We start from the raw sequence: 20,648 nt of genomic DNA on the forward strand, positions 1-20,648 counted from the left end.
GACTCCTTCAGAAACCCAATTCGCGCCAATGCGACTGCAGCGCGCGCGTCACCGTTCCGACCGCAAAGGCGTGGCCGTCCAGTTCGCGAACAGGCAGGATGCCGCGCACGCTCGAGGATAGGAAGAGCTCGTCCGCCCGGCGGAGTTCCTCAAGCGTGATCGGGCGCACCTGCGCGCGTGGCCAGGCCGCCAGCACTTCGGCCCGTGCCACGCCTGCGATGCCGCAACGATCGACCGCCGGTGTGGCAAGCACGCCCGCGAAAACCGCAAAGAGGTTCGCCGCCGTGGCGGAGATCGCCAGCCCGTCGGCGTCGCACAGCAGGCCCTCGGTGATGGCCGGGTCGTCCCACTCGGCCCGCGCCAGCACCTGTTCGAGGCGATTGAGGTGCTTGAGGCCGGCAAGCTGCGGCTGCGCCGCCAGGCGCGTGGCGCACAGGCGCACGCGGATGCCGTCGGCGTAGGCCGCCTCATCGCGCGGCGGACCATCAAAGGCCGCGACGATACGGGTGGCCTGTGCGGGCACGGGTGGCTTGTAGCCGCGGGCGCCCGTGCCCCGCGTCAGCGTGATGCGCACGACCGGCTGGGTCAGGTCCCGCGCCACGGCCTGCACCTCGGCCAGCAGCATGGCAGGGTCCGGCATCGGCAGAGCCAGCCGGCGGCAGCCGTCCTGCAGGCGCTGGATGTGGCGCGGCCAAAGCGGCGCCTCGGCACCAGGGAAACGGATCGTCTCGAACAGGCCATCGCCGTAGGCGAGCCCGCGGTCCAGCACGGAAACCCGGTCCCCGGCCTGGCCATCCACCAGCACGCGCGCGATCAACCGGACGCTCCCAGTGCGCGCAGCAGGCCGCGGGCCTTGGCACGGGTTTCATCCAGTTCACGCTCCGCCACCGAGTCGGCCACGATGCCCGCGCCGGCACGCAACGTAACCTCGGGGCCGATCTGGGTGAGCGTGCGGATGAGAATGTTGAGGTCGAGCTCGCCGCTCAGGTCGAGATAGCCCAGCGCCCCGGTGTAGGCGCCGCGCGGCGTGTCCTCGATCGCCGCGATGATTTCCATACAGCGCACCTTCGGGCAGCCGGTGATGGTGCCGCCCGGAAACGTCGCGGCGATCACCTGCCCCGGCGTCACGTCCTTGCGCAGGCGTCCGCGCACGTTGGAAACGATGTGGTGCACGTGGGCGTAGCTCTCCACCACCATCAGCTCGTCGACCTCGACCGTGCCGGGCACGCAGACGCGGCCCAGGTCGTTGCGCTCCAGGTCGATCAGCATGACGTGTTCGGCCCGCTCCTTCGGATGCGCGGCGAGTTCACGGACGCGCGCCGCGTCGTCATCGCCCGCCACGCGCGGACGCGTGCCGGCGATGGGGCGGGTCTGCGCGATGCCGTTGCGTACCTCGACCAGCCGCTCCGGCGAGGAACTGGCGACCGCCCAGCCGGGCTGCTGCAACAGGCCCGCGAATGGCGCCGGATTGGCCGTTCGCAACGCCCCGTACAAGGCGGCCGGTACAGGTGGCTGCGCGTACTGCCCACACCAGGCGCGCGAGAGATTGACCTGGAAGATGTCGCCCGCGTGCAGGTGCTCGTGGACACGGGCAACACCGTCGAGGAACCGCGCAGGCGCATCCTCCTCGATGGCGATCGGAGGAGCGAGCGGCGGCAAGGCCAGGGACACGGCCAGATCGGCCTCCATGGCATCGAGCAGGCCGGCATGCCCTGCCTCGGCCACCAGCATCGTCCGATCGCGGGCGTGGTCGACGACCACCGCAGCCGGGCAGCGCAGCGCCAGTGCTGTCGGCAGGCCGTTGCCGGAAGGCAGGCGCAGGCGAGGCTCGATCTGGCCAGCCAGTTCATACGCCAGCAGCAGCACCCAGCCGCCGTGGAACGGCAGCCCGTCATCGCAGACAGGCTGGCGTTCGGCGTGCCAGGCAGCATCGAGCGCGTCGAGGAAACGTCCCTCGAGCTCGCGACCCTCCCTGTCCAGCAATCGCCCGTCGCCGTGCAGGGTCAGGCGATCGCCCGGAAACGCGAACAGGATGTCGTAGCGTGCCTGCGCGCTGCCGCGCACCACGCTTTCGAGCAGGCAGGGATAGCGGTCCGCAAAAGCGGCGGCCGGCGCGAGCAGGTCGCGCCGGCCGTCCAGGACCCTCAGGTGGCAGCCCACGCTTCCGCTTTAGTGGCGGCGGAAGACGAGCGTGCCGTTGGTGCCGCCGAATCCGAACGAGTTGGAGATCGCCACGTCGAGGTCGGCCTTGCGCGCCGTGTGCGGCACGAAGTCGAGGTCGCAACCTTCGCTCGGCTCGTCCAGGTTGATGGTGGGCGGCAGCACCTGGTCGCGCAGCGCCAGGATGGTGAAGATCGCCTCGACGCCGCCAGCGGCACCCAGCAGGTGGCCGGTGGTCGACTTGGTCGAGCTCATCGCCAGCTTGTAGGCGTGCTCGCCGAACACCTTCTTCGCCGCCATCACCTCGCCGAGGTCACCCAGCGGCGTCGAGGTGCCGTGCGCATTGATGTACTGGACCTCGGCCGGCTTGACGCCGGCGTCGTCCAGCGCCGCCTGCATGCAGCGCGCTGCACCTTCGCCGCCCTCGCTCGGGGCGGTAATGTGGTAGGCGTCGCCGCTCATGCCGAAGCCGACCAGCTCGGCGTAGATCTTGGCGCCGCGGGCCTTGGCATGCTCGTACTCCTCCAGCATCAGCACACCGGCGCCGTCGGACAGCACGAAGCCGTCGCGGTCCTTGTCCCACGGGCGGCTGGCCTTGGTCGGCTCGTCGTTGCGGGTGGACATGGCCTTGGCCGAGCAGAAACCCGCCATCGCCGTACCGGTGGTGGCGAACTCGGCGCCACCGGCGATCATCACATCCGCATCCCCGTACTGGATCATGCGCATGGCCAGGCCGATGTTGTGCGTGGCCGTGGTGCAGGCGGTGACGCACGCGATGTTCGGGCCCTTCAGGCCGAACATGATCGACAGGTGGCCCGACACCATGTTGATGATCGAGCTGGGCACGAAGAACGGCGACACGCGGCGCGGGCCCTTCTCGTGCAGCTCGATCGACGTGTCTTCGATGGTGTTCAGGCCACCGATGCCGGCGCCGACCGCCACGCCGATACGCGGCGCATTGGCTTCGGTGATCTCCAGCCCGGAATCGCGCAGCGCCTGGGTGCCGGCCGCGATGCCGTAGTGGATGAACGGGTCCATCTTCTTGACGTCCTTCGGCGGCATCCACTGTGCCGGGTCGAAGTCGCGCACCTGCCCGGCAATGCGCGTGGCATAGCCGGTGGCGTCGAAATGCGTCACCTGCCCGATGCCGCTGTTGCCCTTGAGGATGTTGTCCCAGGCGGTGGCGAGGTCATTGCCGACCGGCGAGATGATGCCCATGCCGGTCACTACAACACGCCGTCTACTCACGGGTCGTTCGCTCATGGATTTCAATCCTTACGTGTTCTCTTAGGCTCGCTGCCGCGCAACGGCCTCAAGTCCAGCCACCATACGGTATCGGACGTTTCAAAAGGCAGAAACGAAAACTGCGCCAAGGTGGCGCAGCTTTCAGTATCGCTACGTGAACGGGATCCGCGCCGTCATGGGCGCGAAAACCGCACACGAAACCGATCAGTCCTTGGTGTGGGCCTTGATGTAGTCCACGGCCTGCTGAACGGTGGTGATCTTCTCGGCCTCTTCGTCCGGGATCTCGGTCTCGAACTCTTCCTCGAGGGCCATCACCAGTTCCACCGTGTCCAGCGAATCGGCGCCCAGGTCGTCCACGAACGAAGCGTTCGCCGTGACTTCGTCTTCCTTCACGCCCAGCTGCTCGATGACGATCTTCTTGACGCGCTCTTCGATGGTGCTCATGTTGCCAAACCTCCCAAGGGGTGTGCTTTTTTGTCGGGCCGGCACGGGTCCGGCAAAGGACGGCGAATTGTAGTGGCTAAGCGGCCAGGCCGCCATTATTCCGCCGACAGGTTCAAACGCGCCGTCCTGCGGACCGGCGCGAAAGGTCGATTGTCGCCTAAAAACGCGTCCTTGGCGACAACCGCGCCATACGTCAGGGCATGTACATGCCCCCGTTGACGTGTAGGGTTTCGCCCGTGATGTAGGCGGCGGCGGGCGAGGCGAGGAAGCCGACGGCCTTGGCGATGTCGCTCGCTTCGCCCAGTCGGCCCAGCGCAATCTGTCCCAGCAGGGCCTGCTTCGACTCCTCCGGCAGCGCGCGCGTCATGTCGGTATCGATGAAACCGGGCGCAACCACGTTGACCGTGATGCCGCGCGAACCGATCTCGCGCGCCAGCGATTTGGAGAACGCGATGATGCCGGCCTTCGCCGCGGCGTAGTTCGCCTGCCCCGGATTGCCGGTGAGACCAATCACCGAGGCGATAGAGATGATGCGGCCCTTCTTCGCTTTCATCATGCCGCGCATGACCGCCTTGGAGGTGCGGTAGACGGATGTGAGGTTGGTATCGAGGATCGCCTGCCAGTCCTCGTCCTTCATGCGCATCAGCAGCTGGTCGCGCGTGATGCCGGCATTGTTCACCAAAATGGAGATCGCACCGAATTCTTTGGCGACCCCATCGATGAGAGCTTCGACCGCCGCGCCGTCGGTCACGTCCAGCACGCGCCCGTGGCCACCGCTCGGAGCCAGGCGCTCACCAATGGCCTTGGCGCCGTTCTCGCTGGTAGCGGTACCGATCACGGTGGCGCCCATGACCGCCAGTTCGTCGGCGATCGCCGCGCCGATGCCGCGGCTGGCGCCGGTGACCAGCGCGATTTCTCCTTCCAGGATCTTGCTCATCGTCTTGCCCTTTTGCGGGGATGTGGAGGAACGGACGCGGGGCCCGTCCCGTCAATGGTGACTTACGCCAGCGCGGTTTCGAGTTCGGCCGGCGTACCGATGGCGCGCGCATCCAGGCCCTTGTCGATGCGCTTGATGAGGCCCGAGAGCACCTTGCCCGGACCGCATTCGAGCACGCGGGTGGCGCCGTTGCCGGCGAGCGCCTGCACGCATTCGGTCCAGCGCACGGGGAGATAGAGCTGACGCTGCAGCGCGCCGCGGATGTCCTCCACGCTGCCGTAGCTGCGCGCCTCGGCGTTCTGCACCACGGGAATGCCGGGCAGCGACCACTCGATCATGGCCATGCGTTCGCCCAGGCGATCAGCAGCCTCGCGCATCAGCGCGCAGTGCGAGGGCACCGACACGGCCAGCTTGACCGCCTTCTTCACACCCAGCTCGGCGAGCTTCGCCAGCGCGCGGTCGACCGCCTCGGCATGGCCGGCGATCACCAGCTGGCCCGGCGAGTTGTAGTTGGCAGGCGAAACGACCTGGCCCTGCGCGACCTCTTCGCACACCTGCGCGATCTGCGCGTCGTCACCGCCGAGGATCGCCGCCATCGCGCCGACGCCCGCCGGTACCGCGGCCTGCATCAGACGGCCGCGCTCGGCCACCAGCGCGGCGGCATCGTGCAGCGTCAGGGCGCCGGCACAGACCAGCGCGCTGTACTCGCCGAGGCTATGGCCGGAAAGCTGTGCCGGCCGCGCGCCACCGAGCTTGTTCCACACGCGCCACACGGCCACGCTCGCGGCCAGCAGAGCCGGCTGGGTGTTTTCGGTGCGATTGAGCTGGTCCTCCGGGCCCTGCTGGCTGAGCTGCCAGAGGTCGACGCCGGCGCCCTGCGAGGCTTCCTCGAAGGTCGCCTGCACCTCCGCGTTCGCGGCGGCGAGGTCGGCCAGCATGCCGACCGATTGCGAGCCCTGGCCGGGGAAGACGAAGGCGAGCGAGGCGGCGGTGTCGGTCATCGGTGTCGATCCATCAAAGGCAAAGAGGCGATGATGCCAGCAGCGGCGCGCGTACGCAGCCGTATCGGGATTCGCGCGCATGGCCTGGCGTTTTCGCAAGGCCTCCCTTGCCCCAAAACCAACCACTAAAAACGACGATGCCGCCCGAAGGCGGCATCGAATGACGTGCGAACCGGCTCAGTAGCGCAGCAGCGCCGAAGCCCAAGTGAAACCGCCACCGAAGGCCTCCAGCAGCAGGTTCTGCCCGCGCTGCACCTTGCCCGAACGCACCGCGTAGTCCAGCGCCAGCGGCACCGAACCGGAGGAGGTGTTGGCGTGCTTGTCGACGGTCACGATGACCTGGTCCATCGACATGCTCAGGCGCTTGGCCGTCGCCTCGATGATGCGAAGGTTGGCCTGATGCGGGATCAGCCAATCCAGCTGCGAGGCCTCCATGCCGGCGGCCTTCAAGGTCTGCTCGACCAGCGAGTCGAGCGTCTTGACCGCGACCTTGAACACCTCGCGGCCAGCCATCTTGATGCGCACGCCATGATTGGGCTCGTCGCGGAAACCGACGGACACGCCGACCGGATTCCACAGCAGTTCCTTGTAGCCACCATCGGCATGCAGGCAGGTGGCATAGATGCCCGGCTCGTCGCTGGCCTCGAGCACGACGGCGCCGGCGCCGTCGCCGAACAGCACGCAGGTTTCGCGCTCCTTCCAGTCGACCATGCGGGTCAGCGTCTCGGCGCCGATCACCAGCGCTTTCTTGGTCTGGCCGCTTCGGATGAACTTGTCCGCCACGCCAAGCGCATAGACGAAACCCGAGCAGGCGGCGTTGACGTCGAACGCGGCGCAGCCGTTGGCGCCCAGGCGGTTTTGCACTAGGCACGCGGTGGAGGGAAAGATCAGGTCGGGCGTCGTGGTACCCAGGATGATCAGGTCGAGCTCGGACGCCTTGACGCCGGCCGCAGCCAGCGCGCGCTCGGCGGCGAGGAAGGCCAGGTCGCCAGTGGTCTCGCCCTCGGCGACCACATGGCGCTGGCGGATGCCGGTGCGGCTCTGGATCCACTCGTCGCTGGTCTCGACGAATTTCTCCAGATCGAAGTTGCTCAGAACGCGTTCGGGAAGCGCGCTGCCGGTGCCGATGATGCGGGCGTAGGTCGAAGCCATGGACTTTCCATCTGCATGCGGGGGCGATGGCCAGGCCACGCCGGAGCCGCAACGTTACGTTCGTGGACGCCGAAACGCAAAGCGGCGCGTCGCCGCGCCGCCCAGGTTGCGTCCGATGGAAGCCCTTACTCGGCGTCGACGGCCGCGGCGGTGTCGATCACCTTCTTGCCGCGGTAGTAGCCATCCTTGGTGACGTGGTGGCGCAGGTGCACCTCGCCGCTGGTCGGGTCGGTCGCCAGCTGCACGGTCTTGAGCTTGTCGTGCGAACGACGCATGCCGCGGGTGGACGGGGTCTTGCGGCTCTTGGCAACGGCCATGGGTGTATCTCCGGCTTCAATCGGTTTTCTTGAGTTCGCGCAAAACCGCGAACGGGTTGTCGTTGGGCTCCGACACGGATTCCTCCGGGCCGGGGCCAGTCACCTCGGGTGGCAGGCTGCTGTCCGGATTGACCGGCACCAGCGGCACTGCCAAAAGCAATTCGTCCTCGATCACGGCGGCCAGGTCCAGCTTGCCGTCGTCCTCGACCAGCAACGGTTCGCAGCCCGGCGGCAGGGCCGCCTCCTCGCGCTCGTTGCGGATCAGGCCGAGCCGGCTGTCTACCGTCAGGGGCAGCACGAACGGCTCCAGCGTGCGCTGACAGGTCAGCGTCAGCGGCGCCTCGACGTGCACCTGAAGGTAGGCCGTGCCGAAATCGTCCCGACCGAAGTCCAGTGTGTACTGCGCCGCCCCTTCGTTGCCGGCCAGCATCCCGCACAGGCGGGACATGGCGGCCACGGGAAGCGCTCCGGCGAACGAACGCCGCGCCGAGACCATGCGCCAAGCGTCCACGGACTCTGGCAGTGTCACGGACATAATCGCGAAATCTTAGGGTCGACGGGGGTTCAAGTCAACCGCGCCACTCCGGGGCTTTGCCTCCCGAAGGGACTGCGGCAGACTGCCCTTCCGATCGTAACCGGTTGTGCTCGTGCCCGCTTCCCTCGCCTTTGGCCTCGCCGCGATGTGCCTGCTGCTGGTGGGTGCTGGCGCACTCGTGCTGGCCGGACGGCGGCGTCGGTTGGAGCGGCGCCGCCACAGCATGCACCGGCTGCTGGAACTGGCCGACCAGCTGGAAGCGGATCTGAAGACCTGTCGCAAGGGCCTCAAGCAGGCCCATGCGGTGATGTCATTCAACCCCGACCAGCCGGCCGCCGGCGAGCAGGAGGCCAAACAGGCGATCGACGCCGGCCTGCGCTCGCTGCTGCAGCAGCGACTATGGATCCGCGACTGCGCTCCCGATGCGAGCCAGCAGGGCCTGGATGAGGCGGCCGCCGACATGAGCCAGACCCGCGCGCGCCTGCGCCCGCTGGTAAAGGCGCTGGAGCGGGCGCACCACGAACTGGACGACGCCATGCGCGAACACATCCGGCGCGAATCGGACGTATGACGCGACTGGTGCTCGGTTCCACCTCGCGCTACCGCGCCGAACTGCTGCGCCGGCTGGTACCGCAGTTCGAGCAGCGTCCACCGGGTACCGATGAAACCCTGGCGCCCTGCGAAACCCCGGCCGACGGAGCCCTGCGGCTGGCGATCGCCAAGGCCGAGGGGGCCGCGCGCGGACTCGGTCAGGCGCTGGTGATCGGTTCCGACCAGATCGCCGAGCTCGACGGCTGTGCGCTGGGCAAGCCCGGCAGCATCGAGGGTGCGCGAGCCCAACTGGGCGATTGCGCGGGCCGCGAAGTGCGTTTCCATACCGGACTCTGCCTCCTCGATACCCGCGGCGGACGCCGCCACACGCACTTGGATACCACCCGCGTGCGGTTCCGGCCGCTCACGTCGGAAGAGATCGCGCGTTACGTGGAACGCGAGATGCCGCTGGATTGCGCCGGCAGCTTCAAGTGCGAAGGCCTGGGGATTTCGCTGTTCGAGCGCATCGACAACAGCGACCCGACCGCGCTGGTGGGTTTGCCGCTGATCGCCCTGGCGCGGCTGCTGCGCGAGGCGGGCTTCGCCATTCCGTAAACCGTAGGGCGGGCTTCAGCCCACCATGCGCATCGGCGGGACGGGTGGCGGGCTGAAGCCCACCCTACGGTCACGGCAAGGCTTGCGCGTTGCGCCAGAACAGGCATTGCGTGGGATCGGCCAATGGCGTGGAGGCTTCCGCCGGCACGCGTCCGCGGTAGTACGCAAAGCTTTTGCGCCCGTCGAACAGCACCCGCCGCGTGACCAGCCGTGGCGCCGCGATGCTTCCGCAGATGGCGCCGAGCCGCTCCAGCCTCTCGCGCTCGCGCATCACCTCGCTCACCACCAGCAGCATCGGCGCACCCGCATGCGCGGCATGCAACCCGGCTTCGTCGCGCCTCCAGATCGCCAACTGCGGCGCACGGCCGTGCTTGACGTTGAGCGTGCTGTCCAGCGAGTACACCGGGCGGTTGCCGAGCTGGAACTCGAGCTCCGCGGCGAGCATGAAATTGTCGGCGACCAGCACGGCATCCTTTCGCTCCAGCAGCGTGCGCGCCTGCGCCGCGCTTTCGCGCCAGCCGACGAAGTTGGTCGGAAAGGCCTTGCTCGAAGCCAGCACGTCGACGCCCTGCGGGCTCGCCGCCAGCGCCAGGTATCCGAGCCCCAGCAGCGCCCCGAGCCCGCCCAGCACACCACCGGCCACTGCGGTCGTGCGCCAGCCCCTGCTCGCCCCGCGGCATAGCGCAGGCAACGCGGCCAACAGCGGCAGGTAACCCGGCAGCGGCCAATGCGCGCGAAAACGCAGGTCATCGGCGAACAGGCCAAACACGAAATACGGGACGAGAAAACCGAGTGACGTCCAGGCGAGCAGGTCCCACGGCGCACCCTGGCCGCGCCGTCGCCAGCACTGCCACAGCGCCCATAGCAGCGCGACATAGAGCACCGGCGTGCAGGCGATCGCCTGTTCCAGCGGTTGCACCAGCGCATCGGCATGGAAGCTCCACGGGTTCCGCTCGACCAGCTGGAACGCCAGCCCGGCGCCGTGCTGGCGCCAGTTCGACACGATCAACGGCACCAGTCCCAGCGCCGCCACGGCAAGCGCCAGCCACAGGCCCGGCCTGCGCCACTGCGCGCGACCGCGAGGCGTGAAGACCAGCAGCAACAGCCCGGCGAGCATCGCCATCGCGGCGCGATAGTGGGTCAGCCACGCCACCGCCAGCGCGATGCCCAGCAGCAGCCAGTCGCGCAGGCGGTCCTCGTCCATCGCGCGCAACAGCGCATACAGCGCGACCGTGATCGCCAGGGTCAGCGGCACGTCGGGCATGGCCATTACCCCAAAAGTGCCTGCCAGCGGCAGCGCAAGACACAGCAGGCCTGCCTGCCAGCCGATACGCGCATCGAAGGCACGCCGCCCGAACGCCACGATCATCCATGGCAGCGCGCTGCCCAGCAGCAGGAACGGCCAACGCATGCCGATCAGTCCGTGCCCGGCGACGCGTTCGCCCAGCCAGATCAGCCACGCGGTCAGCGGCGGCAGGTCGCTATAGCCCCAGGCCGGGTGCCGGCTCTCCAGCCAGTAGAACGCCTCGTCGCCAAACGGCGACATCGTGGCCGCCACGATGCACTTGAGAACCAGCAAGCCGACGAACGCGATGAGGAATGCGCCTCGCCAGCGCGCGAGACCGGCCGCTACACTCGACCGACCCTCCCCGCGTTCCGCCCGTGCTGACTGCCAGGAACCCATGTCCGCCACCACTCCCCTGTCCGAAGAAACGCTCCATCCGCGCCTGGAAGCGGCGATGGCCCAGGTCAACCGGGTGCTGCTCGGCAAGCCTCGCCAGGTGAAGCTCGCCTTTACCTGCCTGGTCGCCGGCGGCCACCTGCTGCTGGAAGACGTGCCCGGCGTGGGCAAGACCACGCTGGCGCATGCACTGGCCGCGAGCTTCACGCTGGACTTCCAGCGCGTGCAGTTCACCAGCGACCTGCTGCCCTCGGACATTATCGGGGTCAGCGTGTTCGAGCGCGAGACGGGCCAGTTCCGCTTCCACCCGGGCCCGATCTTCACCGGCTTGATGCTCGCCGACGAGATCAACCGCGCCACGCCCAAGACGCAGAGCGCGCTGCTCGAAGCGATGGCCGAGGGCCAGGTCACGGTGGACGGCCAGACGCACACGCTGGCGCAACCGTTCTTCGTGGTGGCCACGCAGAACCCGCTCGATCTGCACGGCACCTTCCCGCTGCCCGATTCGCAGCTGGATCGCTTCATGCTGCGCATCTCGCTCGACTATCCCGATGCCGCGGCCGAGCGCGCGCTGCTTGCCGGCAGCGACCGCCGCGACCTGCTCGCCCAGCTCACCCCGCAGCTGGACGCGCCGAGCCTGGCCGCCCTGCACCGCCAGGCGCAGGGCGTCACCGCCAGCAGTGCCTTACTCGATTACCTGCAGGCGTTGCTCGCGGCCAGCCGGCGGCACGCCGACATCCGCGTCGGCCTGTCGCCACGCGCCGGCATCGCCCTGCTCGCCGCGGCGCGCGCCTGGGCCCTGCTGAGCGGCCGCGGCCACGTACTGCCGGAAGACATCCAGGCGCTGTTCGTGCCGCTGGCCGCACACCGGCTGGTGCCTTCGCGCGGCGCCAGCGGGGATGCGCTGGCCCGCGCATTGCTGGCCGATACCGCGGTCGACTGACCATGCGCGACGCGCTGCGCCGCTTGCAGCAGCTGGCCGAGCGGCGGCTGCCCGCACTGACCCGCTTCCGCCGCCCGGAGCCGATGCCGATCGAGCTGAACCGGCGGCGCATCTACATCGTGCCGACCGGCTTCGGCATCGGTTTCACGGTGTTGCTGCTGGTCATGCTGGTCGGCTCGCTGAACTATTCCAACAACGCCGCCCTGCTGCTCACCTGCCTGCTGGGTGCGGCCGGCGCGGCGAGCATGCTGATCGCGTTCCGTGCGCTCGACGGTCTGGCCCTGGCCAGCGTTCGCGCGGGCCAGGCGGTCGCCGGCCAGCCGCTGGCACTGACGCTCGAATTCGAATCGACGCGGCCACGCAGCGCGATCCGCCTCGATCTCGGCGACGCCTGCCAGGCGTTCGCCATCGACGCTTCCGGTAAAGCCGATGTCACCCTGCCGCTGGCCACCCGCCAACGCGGCTGGCATCCCCTACCGCGCGTGCGGGTGTGGACGACGTGGCCACTGGGACTGTTCCGCGCCTGGAGCTGGATGCACCCGGAGCAGTCCGTGCTGGTCTGGCCGCGCCCGGAAAGCGGCGGCCCGCCGCCGCGGCTGCCCGCCGACGAAGGCCTGCGTCCTCGCCTGCACCACGGCGAGGACCTGGCCGCCCTGCGCGACTACCGCAGTGGCGATCCGCGCAAGCACATCGCCTGGAAGGCCAGCGCACGGCTGGGCCAGTTGCTCAGCAAGGACTTCGAGCAACCCGAGTCGCGTCCCGAATGGCGCCTGGACTGGCGCGAGCTGGAAGGCATGGACAACGAGGCACGCATCGCCCGCCTTGCCCGCTGGCTGGGCGAGGCCCATGCCCAGGGGCGGCGCCACAGCCTTTGGCTGCCGGGCCAGCCGATCGAGGCGGGAAGCGGCCCCGGCCACTACGCGCGCTGCATGAGCGCACTGGCGTCGTTGCCATGAGCGGCGCGAAGTCTCGCCCGAACGAAGCCACGCTGGACGGCCGCGCGTTCGACCTGCTCTGCCTGACCATGGCCTGCGTGCTCGGCGTGCACGCCTCACACCTGCCCTGGTGGCTGGTGGCCGGATTGGCGCTGGTGCTCGCACTGCGCTGGTGGCAGCGACGTCGGCACGGTGCGCGCCCGCCGCTGCTGCTCAAGCTGCCGCTGCTGGCCCTGCTGGCGGTGGCGGTCGTCTTCACCTACGGCACCATCTTCGGGCAGCAACCCGGTTCAGCGCTGGCCGTCGGCCTGCTGGTGCTCAAACTGCTGGAGAGCGAGGCGCCCCGCGACGCCAAGGTCGGCGTGAGCTTCGCCTGCTTCGGCTTGATGGCCGCGCTGCTGTTCGACCAGGGCCTCGTGGCCACCGTCGTGGTCGCGTTGGGCCTGTTGCCCGCCCTGGCCGCCCTGCGCGCGCTGGAACCGGCACAGGCAACGACAAACCTGCCACGCGCGCTGCTGCCAGGACTGGCCCTGCTTGCGGCCGCCGTGCCGTTGGCGCTGCTCGCCTTCGCGCTGGTGCCGCGGCTGAGTTCGCCGCTGTGGGGGGCGGCCAACAGCCCCGAGGCGCGGACCGGCCTCAGCGACCGCATGTCGCCGGGCAACTTCACCGAGCTGCTGACCGACGACCGCCCTGCCATGCGGGTCAGCTTCGACGGTCCCGCACCGGCACCCGAGCTGCGCTACTTCCGCGCGTATGTCATGTGGCTGTACGACGGGCGTACCTGGAAGCATGCCGATTTGCGCCGTGCCAACGGCCAGGCCCGGCCAGTGGAAACGCTGGAAGCGAGGACCACCAGCCGCTACGAGATCGACCTGGAGCCGACCCACCGCACCATCCTGCCCGCGCTGGACGTGCCGCTGGAGGCACCAGCGGACGCACAACTCAGCCCGGACCGCGAGGTTTTCAGCGACAAAACCGTGCGCGAGTCGCTCCATTACGCGATGCGCTCGGCGCTGTACTACCGCCTCCAGGCCAATCTGCCTGCGGGAGCCAGGCAACTCGCCTTGCGCTTGCCGCAGGGCTTCAACCCCCGCACGCACGCCCTGGCTGGGCAGTGGCGCGCACGCTACGGCAGTGACGACCAGGCCATCGTTCGGGCCGCACTGGCGTTGTTCCACGACGGCGGCTTCCGCTACACGCTGGCGCCGGCGCCGCTGGGCCGCAACGCCGTGGACGACTTCCTGTTCGGCACGCGCGAGGGCTTCTGCGAACACTACGCCTCGTCCTTCACCGTGCTGATGCGGGCTGCGGGGATTCCCGCGCGCGTGGTCACCGGTTACCAGGGCGGCTACTGGAATCCCCTGGGCAACTACCTGCTGGTGCGCCAGTCCGATGCACACGCATGGAGCGAGGTGTGGCTGGAGGGTAGCGGCTGGGTGCGCATCGATCCCACCGCCGCCGTACGCCCCGAACGCGTCAGCCTGGGCGCAGCGGCCGCCGCCGGCGACCAGCTCGGCTGGGCGGACACCAGCTGGCTGGCCTCGCTGCGCAACCGATGGGACGTGGTCAACCACTGGTGGGCCCAGGGCGTTATCGGTTTCGATGCGCTGCGCCAGCGCGGCCTGCTGACCCCGTTCGGCATCCGCGATACCGGCACGGCGATGCTGGGCATGCTGCTGGCGATCGGCACCGCGCTGTTCGTGGCGATCGGCACCGGCTGGGCGTTGTGGCGACGCGAACGGCCCGAACCGTTGCGCCAGGCGCTGCGCCGGCTGGAGGCCAGGCTCGCGCGCGCCGGCATCACGCGCCGTCGCAGCGAGGGGCCGCAGCATTACCTGCGCCGCGCCGCGCGGGCGCTGCCGGCGCAGCGCGGCGAGTTGGAGCAACTGATGAACCGCTACCTTGAACTGCGCTATGCGCACGACGAACCGCTGCCTGAACTGCTGCGGGAGTTCCAGCGGGCGGTACGGGAATTCCGGCCCCGCCGCGTGGTCAAATGACTATCCATGCGGCCGCCCGGGCGGCCGCTGTCCCAGGGAGAACCGCCATGTCCTTTCCTTACCGCCCTCTGGCCCTGGCCACCGCCTTCGGCCTGCTGACCGCCTGTGCAACGGTGCCCCAGCCGCTGCAGGGCACCTACTCCGACGTGAGCACGGCAGGCGCCCAGCAGGGCGGTGCCGGCGGCGCGAAGGTGCGCTGGGGCGGGGAAATCATCAAGACCGAGCCGGGCCCGCAGGAGACCTGCTTCTACCTGCTGTCGCGCCCGCTGGACAAGCAGGCGCGGCCGGAAACCGATACCAGCGGGGCGACCGAGGGCCGTTTCGTTGCCTGCCATGAAGGCTTCTACGACCCCGAAGTGTTCACCCGCGGCCGCGAACTAACCGTCACGGGCACGCTGCAGGGCACCGTGACCAAGAAGGTGGGCGAGTACGACTACGCCTATCCGCGCGTAGCGGCGGACGTGGTCTACCTGTGGCCCAAGCGCCCGGTGACGGTGCGCTACCCGCCGGGTTACTACGACCCGTTCTGGGGCCCGGGTTGGGGCCCCTCGTACTGGGGTCCGTGGGGCGATCCGTTCTGGAACCGCCCGCGCGTGATCATCGTGCGCCCGCCGCCGGCGCCGGCACCGAAACCGGCGCACAAATAAGCGCGCTTCGATCGCGAAAACGCCGGCCCTGGACCGGCGTTTTTGTTGCCATCAATACAGTGCTGCGCTCCTGCAAAAAAATCCGCTCAGCCCGGCGGCCAGCTCAGGCGGCGGCCGGCGAGCAGGTGCACATGCAGGTGAAACACCGTCTGCCCACCATGCTCGTTGCAGTTGATCACCGTGCGGTAGCCCTGTTCGGCAAGGCCTTCCTGCCTTGCGTACTCGGCCGCGGCGAGCTGCAGCTTGCCCAACAACTCGGCATCGCCGGGCGCGGCGTCATTGAGCGTGGGCAGCGCCTTCTTCGGGATGAACAGCACGTGCACCGGCGCCTGCGGGTTCAGGTCGCGGAAGCCGAGCACGTCGTCGTTCTCGAAGACGATGTCCGCCGGGATCTCGCGCCGGATGATCTTGCCGAAGATGGTGTCGCCCATGCCTGACTCCTCGCGTGGATTCACAGGCGAAGCAGCATACCCTGCGAGTGCGGGGCGCTCAGCCGGAAACCGAACTGCTCGTACAGCTTGGTCGCCTCGCCGTCGGCCAGCAGCGTGACGATCACGCCTCCGGGCGCGCGCCGACGGGCGTCATCCATCAACGCAGCCATGATCCGACGGCCAAGGCCGCGTCGCTGCCAGTCCGGCCGCACCGCGACGTCGACCACCTGCAGGAACAGCGCCCCGTCGCCGACCATGCGGCCCATGCCTACCAGCTCCTCGCCGTCGCGCAGGCTGACCGCGCACCAGCTGGCTGGCAAGCCGGCGACCGCCGCGACCTGGTCCATCGCGCTCAGGCCGGCGGCAAGGCGCAACGCGCAGTACTCGGCCGGCGTGGGCGCCGCGTAGGCCAGGCTTGGCCCGGTCATTCCAGCGCCTGTCGGCTGCCGAAGGCATGCGCCAGCGTGCCGCGGTCGACGTACTCCAGTTCGCCACCCAGCGGCACGCCATGGGCCAGGCGTGTCGGCTTCACGCCGCCGGCGTGCGCCAACTGCGCCAGGTAGTGCGCGGTAGCCTCGCCTTCGACGGTCGGATTGGTGGCGATGATTATCTCCTCGATTTCGCCCTCGCCCAGGCGCGCGCTCAGCTGCGCCAGGCCGAGCTCCTCCGGGCCCAGCCCGTCCAGCGGCGACAGGCGCCCGAGCAGCACGAAGTACTGCCCGCGATAGCCGGTGGCCTGTTCGATGGCGGCCAGGTCGGTGGGCGACTCGACCACGCACAGCACGTGACGGTCACGGCTGGCGCTGGCGCAAAGCGCGCACACCGGCTCTTCGCTGAAGTTGCGGCAGCGCGTGCAGTTGCCGATCCGTTCCATCGCCTCGCGCAGCACGCCGGCGAGCTTGAGACCCCGCGTGCGCTCGCGCTCGAGCAGATGGAAGGCCATCCGTTGCGCGCTCTTGCCACCCACGCCGGGCAGGCAGCGCAGCGCTTCGATGAGGTCGGCGAGAAGGGGGGAGCCTGTCATGGTCGGATGCCTGTACTGGAAGGAGCCCGCTTGCGGGCGATGCTCTTTCCCTCGAATGGGAAGCGCATCGCCCGCAAGCGGACTCCTACGACGATCGGTCGGTCAGAACGGCATCTTGAAGCCGGGCGGCAGGTTCATTCCCGCCGTGACGCCACCGAGCTTGTTGCGGCTGGCCTCGGCCACCTTGTTCACCGCGTCGTTGACGGCGGCGGCAACCAGGTCCTCGGCCATCTCCGGATCGTCGGCGAACAGCTTGCGGTCGATCTGCACCCGGCGCACTTCGTGTGCGCCGGTCATCAGCACGGTAACCAGGCCGCCGCCGGCACTGCCGGTGACTTCCATCTTGGCGATTTCCTCCTGCGCACGCTTCATGTCTTCCTGCATGCGCTGGGCCTGCTGCATCAGCTGACCGATCTGGCCTCTCATGACTGTCTGCTCCGCTCAACTTTCGATGGGTTTGATGGACTGCGGCACCACGCGGGCGCCGAATTCGCGCTTGAGCGACTGCACCAGCGGATCTTCCTCGATCGCCTGCTCGGCGGCGCTCTGCGCGCTTTCGCGGGCGGAGGCGGCGCGGGCGGCGGGCGTCTCGGACGCACCCTGGCTGTCCGCGACGAAACGCAGCTTGATGCGCTCGCCCAGCACGTCGCCGATGCGGTCGGCCATCTGACCGACCATCGGCTCGACGGCCAGGTGCATGTGCGCCGGCTGCAGCGCCAGCACCAGCGTGTTGCCGTCGCGTTCGCGCAATGCGGCGTTCTGCGCCAGCTGGCCGAGGGGGCCGCGCAGGCCGGCCTGTTCGATCAGCGCCTCCCAGCGCGGAAGGCCGCGGGCATCGGTGGCGATCGGCGTGCGCGCGGCGGGGGCCGCGGGGGCCTGGGTCATGCTGGCCGCGTGCGTGTGTTGGGCGCGCGGCGCTGCCGGCGCGGGTGCCGCGGCAGGTGCGCTGCGCGGCGGGGCGACCGCGGGCCGCGGTGCCGACGCCGGACGGACCGCGCGCTCGGCTGGTGCGGAATCGCCCGCCTCGCCAGGCTGGAACGCCAGCATGCGCAGCAGCGCCATCTCGAAGCCGGTGCGTGCATCGGGCGCCAGCGCCAGGTCGCGGCGGCCGGTCGTGGCGATCTGGTAGTAGAGCTGCACGTCTTCCGGCTGCATGCGCCCGGCCAGGCCGGCAAGGCTTTCCACATGCTCGCCATCGCCTTCAGCGTGATAACCGGGCACCAGTTGCATCAGCTGGATGCGGTGCAGTGTGGCGGCCAGGTCGTCGAGCACACCGCCGAAGTCGGGCGAGTACGAGGCGATGCGCTCGCACTCGGCCATCAGCCGCGCCCCGTCGCCGTCGGCCAGCGCATCGAGCACGCCCAGCACCTGACCGCGCGCGACGCTGCCGAGCATGGCGCGCACGTCGTCCGCCTTGAGCGCGCCGCCACCGTAGGCGATCGCCTGGTCCAGCAGCGACAGGCCGTCGCGCAGCGAGCCATCGGCGCCGCGCGCCAGCTCGCCGATGGCGGCGTCTTCGTAGGCGATCTTTTCGGCGTCCAGGATGTGGCGCATCTGGCCTGAGATCTGTTCCGGCAGCAGGCGCTTCAGGTTGAACTTCAGGCACCTCGACAACACCGTTACCGGCAGCTTCTGTGGATCGGTCGTCGCCAGCAGGAACTTCACGTGCGGCGGCGGCTCCTCGAGCGTCTTGAGCAACGCGTTGAAGGCCGGCTTGGAAAGCATGTGCACCTCGTCCACCAGGTACACCTTGAAGCGGCCGCGCGCGGGGGCGTACTGCGCGTTCTCGATCACCTCGCGCACGTCATCCACGCCGGTGTTGCTGGCCGCATCGATTTCGAGCAGGTCGACGAAGCGGCCGGCATCGACCGCCGTGCAGACGGCGCACTCGCCGCAAGGGTCGGCGGACTCGCCGCGCTCGCAATTGAGCGACTTGGCGAAGATGCGCGCGATGGTGGTCTTGCCCACGCCGCGCGTGCCGGTGAACAGGTAGGCGTGGTGCATGCGCCCGGTGTCCAGGGCATTGGTGAGCGCGCGCACCACATGCTCCTGCCCGACCAGCTCGACGAACTTGCGCGGGCGCCACTTGCGGGCGAGGACCTGATAGGACATGCGTTGGAGCCTGTTCTGCGGCTGGGCGGTGGCCCTTGAGTCAGCACTGACTTTGGGGCGGAAACCGATTGTGCCAAGTCGATGCCGGCAAGTCAGCCGGACACGTCGGGGCCCCGAAATGGCGGCGGCCCCGCCAGCCACACCCCGGCACCCGAATCATCCACTACCGTTGCTTCCTTCCGGACCTGGCGGAGTTTGCGGACTATCGTCGCGGAGGGACCGACGGGGCCACCATGGACGTGGGCCTGGAAGCCCTATTTGAAACTGGCGGAGAGGGCGGGATTCGAACCCGCGATACGGGGATAAGCCGTATACACACTTTCCAGGCGTGCTCCTTCAACCACTCGGACACCTCTCCGGATTCTCTTTGCCGGCCCTGGGGCTGGCAAAGAAGCGGAAGGATAGCGATCTCCCCCGGCCGACACAACCGGCAGAGTCAGCCGGCGTCCGGCTGCGGGGGTGATGGCGAGGGCAGATCGAGACCGCCGCCGGGTCGGGCGATCGCATAGCCCCGCGTGCGCAGCGCCTCGCCATCGGCGGCGCTGCCGTAGTGGTAGAGCACGAGCTGTCGGCGCAGCCTTTCGTCGTATTCGCGCTCCAGGTCGTCCACGCCGCTGTGCGAGGGATTGCCGACCAGCCCGCAGTCGTGCAGCACGCGCTCATCGCCTGCCGCGTACTGCGCCAGCATCTCGGGCACGGGCCGGGTATCGCCGGTGAAGACGAAGCTGCCATGCAGCGCCAGGCCGAAGGAGGTGTTCGGCCGGTGGTGCCGCGTGGGAAACACGTCGAACCACCATCCGTCCAGCCAGAAGCCACGGCTGCACGGCACCAGCCGGAACGCCTCCCAGAAGTTCACCCCGCCCTCGGCCAGCACGCCGGGGTAGTCCGCCACGCGCGTCTGCAGCCAGGGCACCAGCGCGGCGTGGACAAACACGCGCACGCCGCCACGCAGCGACTCGTCGAACCACAGCCGGGTGAACAGCCGCTCCATGCCGCCGACGTGGTCGAGGTGGGTGTGGGTGATGTAGATCGCGCGCGGCAGCTCGCCGTAGGCCGCCTGATAACGGTCCAGCGTGTCCGGACCGCAATCGATCAGCAGCATGGGCTTGCCGTCCCGCTCGAGCACCGCGGCCGAGGAACCCAGTTCCACCGCATGGGCAGCGCCGACGCCGAGAAAGCGCAACGACCAGTTCATGCGCCCAGCGTCCTTTCGTAGCCGTAGACCAGCGGCCCCCAGATGGCCGCCTGGAAGTCCGCAATGCGCTCGGTGGCGCCGAGCTTGACCAGCGAGCGACGCAACCGCGCCAGGTTCGCCAGCCGCCAGGATTCCGCCGGCGCGCGCAGGGCGCCACGGTCGAAGTCGATCAGGTACAGCGCTCCGGACGTGACCAGTACATTGTGCGCGTTGAGGTCGGCATGCCAGATCCCCTCGCGGTGGAAGCGCGCGACCAGCGCCCCGGTTTCGCGCGCCAGGTCCGCATCCAGCCGGCCGTCTTCCAGGCACTGAGCAAGCGTGCGCGCGTCGTCGATGCGTCGGGTGATCAGGTCCGCGGTGTAGAAAAAGCCGTGGCGGCAGAAGCGTGCGGCGACCGGTTCGGGCGCGGGAAGCTCCAGGCCGACGATATGCGCCAGCAGCCGGAACTCGGCGAAGCTGCGCGTGTGCGCAGCGCCGGTCCACAGGTAGCGGTCGCGGTTGAAGCGCCCGACCAGGCCGCCGCGATGGTAATGACGCAGCACGCAGGCACCGGCCGGCGTATCGATCATGGCCACGCCACCCCGCCCGCCGCCTTGCTGCTGCAGCGCGCCGCGGTTGCGCCAGAAACCCGGATCGAACCAGTCACCGTCGACGACGCCCAGCGTGGCATCGAACAGCACCTTGCCGCCGGCTTCCTCGCGGATCTGCTCCTGCATCATCATGTGCGGTTCGAAGGAGACGTT

Annotated in this window: 23 protein-coding genes, 1 tRNA gene and 1 other RNA gene; 6 read left to right on the plus strand and 19 right to left on the minus strand. The window is 69.0% G+C overall.

What is annotated here, in order from left to right:
• Positions 1-7: 7 nt before the first annotated feature.
• The 9 genes from pabC to ACFWZ3_RS11845 all read right to left on the minus strand — a co-directional run bounded on the left by pabC (position 8) and on the right by ACFWZ3_RS11845 (position 7,791).
• Complete coding sequence (gene pabC / locus ACFWZ3_RS11805) at positions 8-817, minus strand: aminodeoxychorismate lyase (RefSeq protein WP_439707925.1); 810 nt, start codon at positions 815-817, stop codon at positions 8-10.
• Entirely contained in the window at positions 814-2,160 is a 1,347-nt protein-coding gene (locus ACFWZ3_RS11810) for an aminodeoxychorismate synthase component I (RefSeq protein WP_439707926.1), read from the minus strand. Before ACFWZ3_RS11810 ends, pabC begins: the two co-directional genes overlap by 4 nt.
• A gap of 9 nt (positions 2,161-2,169) precedes the next feature.
• Positions 2,170-3,408 (minus strand): beta-ketoacyl-ACP synthase II, encoded by a 1,239-nt coding sequence (gene fabF / locus ACFWZ3_RS11815; protein WP_439707995.1) that lies wholly within the window; start codon positions 3,406-3,408, stop codon positions 2,170-2,172.
• A 201-nt stretch (positions 3,409-3,609) separates the two neighbouring features.
• Positions 3,610-3,849 carry an acyl carrier protein gene (gene acpP, locus ACFWZ3_RS11820; protein ID WP_091336635.1) on the minus strand — a complete coding sequence of 80 codons (240 nt, stop codon included), beginning with the start codon at positions 3,847-3,849 and terminating at the stop codon, positions 3,610-3,612.
• A gap of 193 nt (positions 3,850-4,042) precedes the next feature.
• On the minus strand, positions 4,043-4,786 hold the full coding sequence (gene fabG / locus ACFWZ3_RS11825) for a 3-oxoacyl-ACP reductase FabG (protein WP_439707927.1): 744 nt from the start codon (positions 4,784-4,786) through the stop codon (positions 4,043-4,045).
• A gap of 62 nt (positions 4,787-4,848) precedes the next feature.
• Positions 4,849-5,787 carry an ACP S-malonyltransferase gene (gene fabD / locus ACFWZ3_RS11830; protein ID WP_439707928.1) on the minus strand — a complete coding sequence of 313 codons (939 nt, stop codon included), beginning with the start codon at positions 5,785-5,787 and terminating at the stop codon, positions 4,849-4,851.
• A gap of 177 nt (positions 5,788-5,964) precedes the next feature.
• On the minus strand, positions 5,965-6,939 hold the full coding sequence (locus ACFWZ3_RS11835) for a beta-ketoacyl-ACP synthase III (protein ID WP_439707929.1): 975 nt from the start codon (positions 6,937-6,939) through the stop codon (positions 5,965-5,967).
• 125 nt (positions 6,940-7,064) lie between these two features.
• Entirely contained in the window at positions 7,065-7,256 is a 192-nt protein-coding gene (rpmF, locus tag ACFWZ3_RS11840; protein WP_091336642.1) for a 50S ribosomal protein L32, read from the minus strand.
• A 16-nt stretch (positions 7,257-7,272) separates the two neighbouring features.
• Positions 7,273-7,791: a YceD family protein gene (locus tag ACFWZ3_RS11845; RefSeq protein WP_439707930.1), complete on the minus strand. Its 519-nt coding sequence runs from the start codon at positions 7,789-7,791 to the stop codon at positions 7,273-7,275.
• Positions 7,792-7,903: 112 nt separating this feature from the next.
• Here ACFWZ3_RS11845 and ACFWZ3_RS11850 point away from each other — a divergent pair, with 112 nt between their 5' ends.
• Both ACFWZ3_RS11850 and ACFWZ3_RS11855 read left to right on the plus strand, forming a co-directional pair.
• Positions 7,904-8,362: a hypothetical protein gene (locus ACFWZ3_RS11850; RefSeq protein ID WP_209614712.1), complete on the plus strand. Its 459-nt coding sequence runs from the start codon at positions 7,904-7,906 to the stop codon at positions 8,360-8,362.
• Entirely contained in the window at positions 8,359-8,937 is a 579-nt protein-coding gene (locus ACFWZ3_RS11855) for a Maf family protein (RefSeq protein WP_439707931.1), read from the plus strand. The genes ACFWZ3_RS11850 and ACFWZ3_RS11855 overlap by 4 nt, the downstream gene beginning before the upstream one ends.
• A gap of 70 nt (positions 8,938-9,007) precedes the next feature.
• On the opposite strand, the gene ACFWZ3_RS11860 is transcribed toward ACFWZ3_RS11855, so the two are convergent.
• Positions 9,008-10,516, minus strand: coding sequence for an ArnT family glycosyltransferase (locus tag ACFWZ3_RS11860; protein ID WP_439707932.1), 1,509 nt, complete (start codon positions 10,514-10,516; stop codon positions 9,008-9,010).
• Positions 10,517-10,619: 103 nt separating this feature from the next.
• Between ACFWZ3_RS11860 and ACFWZ3_RS11865 the strand changes: the two genes are divergently transcribed.
• The 4 genes from ACFWZ3_RS11865 to ACFWZ3_RS11880 are packed head-to-tail and all read left to right on the plus strand — an operon-like array spanning position 10,620 to position 15,143.
• The gene (locus ACFWZ3_RS11865) at positions 10,620-11,561 is read left to right on the plus strand and encodes an AAA family ATPase (protein WP_209614706.1); all 942 of its coding nucleotides are present in this window, start codon (positions 10,620-10,622) and stop codon (positions 11,559-11,561) included.
• Between the two features lie 2 nt (positions 11,562-11,563).
• Complete coding sequence (locus tag ACFWZ3_RS11870) at positions 11,564-12,517, plus strand: DUF58 domain-containing protein (RefSeq protein WP_439707933.1); 954 nt, start codon at positions 11,564-11,566, stop codon at positions 12,515-12,517.
• On the plus strand, positions 12,514-14,496 hold the full coding sequence (locus ACFWZ3_RS11875; RefSeq protein WP_439707934.1) for a transglutaminase TgpA family protein: 1,983 nt from the start codon (positions 12,514-12,516) through the stop codon (positions 14,494-14,496). Before ACFWZ3_RS11870 ends, ACFWZ3_RS11875 begins: the two co-directional genes overlap by 4 nt.
• 47 nt (positions 14,497-14,543) lie before the next feature.
• A complete protein-coding gene (locus ACFWZ3_RS11880) occupies positions 14,544-15,143 on the plus strand; it encodes a Slp family lipoprotein (protein WP_439707935.1) in 600 nt (199 codons plus the stop codon).
• 86 nt (positions 15,144-15,229) lie between these two features.
• On the opposite strand, the gene ACFWZ3_RS11885 is transcribed toward ACFWZ3_RS11880, so the two are convergent.
• The 9 genes from ACFWZ3_RS11885 to ACFWZ3_RS11925 form a co-directional block, all read right to left on the minus strand.
• On the minus strand, positions 15,230-15,574 hold the full coding sequence (locus tag ACFWZ3_RS11885; RefSeq protein WP_439707936.1) for a histidine triad nucleotide-binding protein: 345 nt from the start codon (positions 15,572-15,574) through the stop codon (positions 15,230-15,232).
• A 20-nt stretch (positions 15,575-15,594) separates the two neighbouring features.
• Positions 15,595-16,002, minus strand: a complete 408-nt coding sequence (locus ACFWZ3_RS11890; protein ID WP_439707937.1) for a GNAT family N-acetyltransferase — start codon at positions 16,000-16,002, stop codon at positions 15,595-15,597.
• Positions 15,999-16,598, minus strand: a complete 600-nt coding sequence (gene recR, locus ACFWZ3_RS11895) for a recombination mediator RecR (RefSeq protein ID WP_439707938.1) — start codon at positions 16,596-16,598, stop codon at positions 15,999-16,001. Before recR ends, ACFWZ3_RS11890 begins: the two co-directional genes overlap by 4 nt.
• 102 nt (positions 16,599-16,700) lie before the next feature.
• Positions 16,701-17,024, minus strand: a complete 324-nt coding sequence (locus ACFWZ3_RS11900; protein ID WP_439707939.1) for a YbaB/EbfC family nucleoid-associated protein — start codon at positions 17,022-17,024, stop codon at positions 16,701-16,703.
• A gap of 15 nt (positions 17,025-17,039) precedes the next feature.
• The gene (dnaX, locus tag ACFWZ3_RS11905; RefSeq protein ID WP_439707940.1) at positions 17,040-18,710 is read right to left on the minus strand and encodes a DNA polymerase III subunit gamma/tau; all 1,671 of its coding nucleotides are present in this window, start codon (positions 18,708-18,710) and stop codon (positions 17,040-17,042) included.
• A gap of 128 nt (positions 18,711-18,838) precedes the next feature.
• An RNA gene (gene ffs, locus ACFWZ3_RS11910) (signal recognition particle sRNA small type) lies at positions 18,839-18,935 on the minus strand.
• Positions 18,936-18,975: 40 nt separating this feature from the next.
• Positions 18,976-19,068: transfer RNA gene (locus ACFWZ3_RS11915), tRNA-Ser, on the minus strand.
• 78 nt (positions 19,069-19,146) lie between these two features.
• On the minus strand, positions 19,147-19,905 hold the full coding sequence (locus ACFWZ3_RS11920) for an MBL fold metallo-hydrolase (RefSeq protein ID WP_439707941.1): 759 nt from the start codon (positions 19,903-19,905) through the stop codon (positions 19,147-19,149).
• Positions 19,902-20,627 carry a 3-deoxy-D-manno-octulosonic acid kinase gene (locus ACFWZ3_RS11925; RefSeq protein WP_439707996.1) on the minus strand — a complete coding sequence of 242 codons (726 nt, stop codon included), beginning with the start codon at positions 20,625-20,627 and terminating at the stop codon, positions 19,902-19,904. The genes ACFWZ3_RS11920 and ACFWZ3_RS11925 overlap by 4 nt, the downstream gene beginning before the upstream one ends.
• Between the last annotated feature and the right edge of the window lie 21 nt (positions 20,628-20,648).

This window comes from Frateuria sp. GZRR35 (assembly GCF_051900415.1).
Taxonomy (GTDB): domain Bacteria; phylum Pseudomonadota; class Gammaproteobacteria; order Xanthomonadales; family Rhodanobacteraceae; genus Frateuria_A.

What these genes read in the sequence shown, in the direction of transcription:
- ACFWZ3_RS11920 (WP_439707941.1), bottom strand. Translation starts at nt 19,905, where the DNA reads ATGAACTGGTCGTTGCGCTTTCTCGGCGTCGGCGCTGCCCATGCGGTG.
- rpmF (WP_091336642.1), bottom strand. Translation starts at nt 7,256, where the DNA reads ATGGCCGTTGCCAAGAGCCGCAAGACCCCGTCCACCCGCGGCATGCGT.
- fabG (WP_439707927.1), bottom strand. Translation starts at nt 4,786, where the DNA reads ATGAGCAAGATCCTGGAAGGAGAAATCGCGCTGGTCACCGGCGCCAGC.
- acpP (WP_091336635.1), bottom strand. Translation starts at nt 3,849, where the DNA reads ATGAGCACCATCGAAGAGCGCGTCAAGAAGATCGTCATCGAGCAGCTG.
- ACFWZ3_RS11880 (WP_439707935.1), top strand. Translation starts at nt 14,544, where the DNA reads ATGTCCTTTCCTTACCGCCCTCTGGCCCTGGCCACCGCCTTCGGCCTG.
- ACFWZ3_RS11875 (WP_439707934.1), top strand. Translation starts at nt 12,514, where the DNA reads ATGAGCGGCGCGAAGTCTCGCCCGAACGAAGCCACGCTGGACGGCCGC.
- dnaX (WP_439707940.1), bottom strand. Translation starts at nt 18,710, where the DNA reads ATGTCCTATCAGGTCCTCGCCCGCAAGTGGCGCCCGCGCAAGTTCGTC.
- ACFWZ3_RS11925 (WP_439707996.1), bottom strand. Translation starts at nt 20,627, where the DNA reads ATGATGATGCAGGAGCAGATCCGCGAGGAAGCCGGCGGCAAGGTGCTG.
- ACFWZ3_RS11900 (WP_439707939.1), bottom strand. Translation starts at nt 17,024, where the DNA reads ATGAGAGGCCAGATCGGTCAGCTGATGCAGCAGGCCCAGCGCATGCAG.
- ACFWZ3_RS11845 (WP_439707930.1), bottom strand. Translation starts at nt 7,791, where the DNA reads ATGTCCGTGACACTGCCAGAGTCCGTGGACGCTTGGCGCATGGTCTCG.
- ACFWZ3_RS11865 (WP_209614706.1), top strand. Translation starts at nt 10,620, where the DNA reads ATGTCCGCCACCACTCCCCTGTCCGAAGAAACGCTCCATCCGCGCCTG.
- ACFWZ3_RS11890 (WP_439707937.1), bottom strand. Translation starts at nt 16,002, where the DNA reads ATGACCGGGCCAAGCCTGGCCTACGCGGCGCCCACGCCGGCCGAGTAC.
- recR (WP_439707938.1), bottom strand. Translation starts at nt 16,598, where the DNA reads ATGACAGGCTCCCCCCTTCTCGCCGACCTCATCGAAGCGCTGCGCTGC.
- ACFWZ3_RS11885 (WP_439707936.1), bottom strand. Translation starts at nt 15,574, where the DNA reads ATGGGCGACACCATCTTCGGCAAGATCATCCGGCGCGAGATCCCGGCG.
- ACFWZ3_RS11835 (WP_439707929.1), bottom strand. Translation starts at nt 6,939, where the DNA reads ATGGCTTCGACCTACGCCCGCATCATCGGCACCGGCAGCGCGCTTCCC.
- ACFWZ3_RS11870 (WP_439707933.1), top strand. Translation starts at nt 11,564, where the DNA reads ATGCGCGACGCGCTGCGCCGCTTGCAGCAGCTGGCCGAGCGGCGGCTG.
- fabD (WP_439707928.1), bottom strand. Translation starts at nt 5,787, where the DNA reads ATGACCGACACCGCCGCCTCGCTCGCCTTCGTCTTCCCCGGCCAGGGC.
- ACFWZ3_RS11855 (WP_439707931.1), top strand. Translation starts at nt 8,359, where the DNA reads ATGACGCGACTGGTGCTCGGTTCCACCTCGCGCTACCGCGCCGAACTG.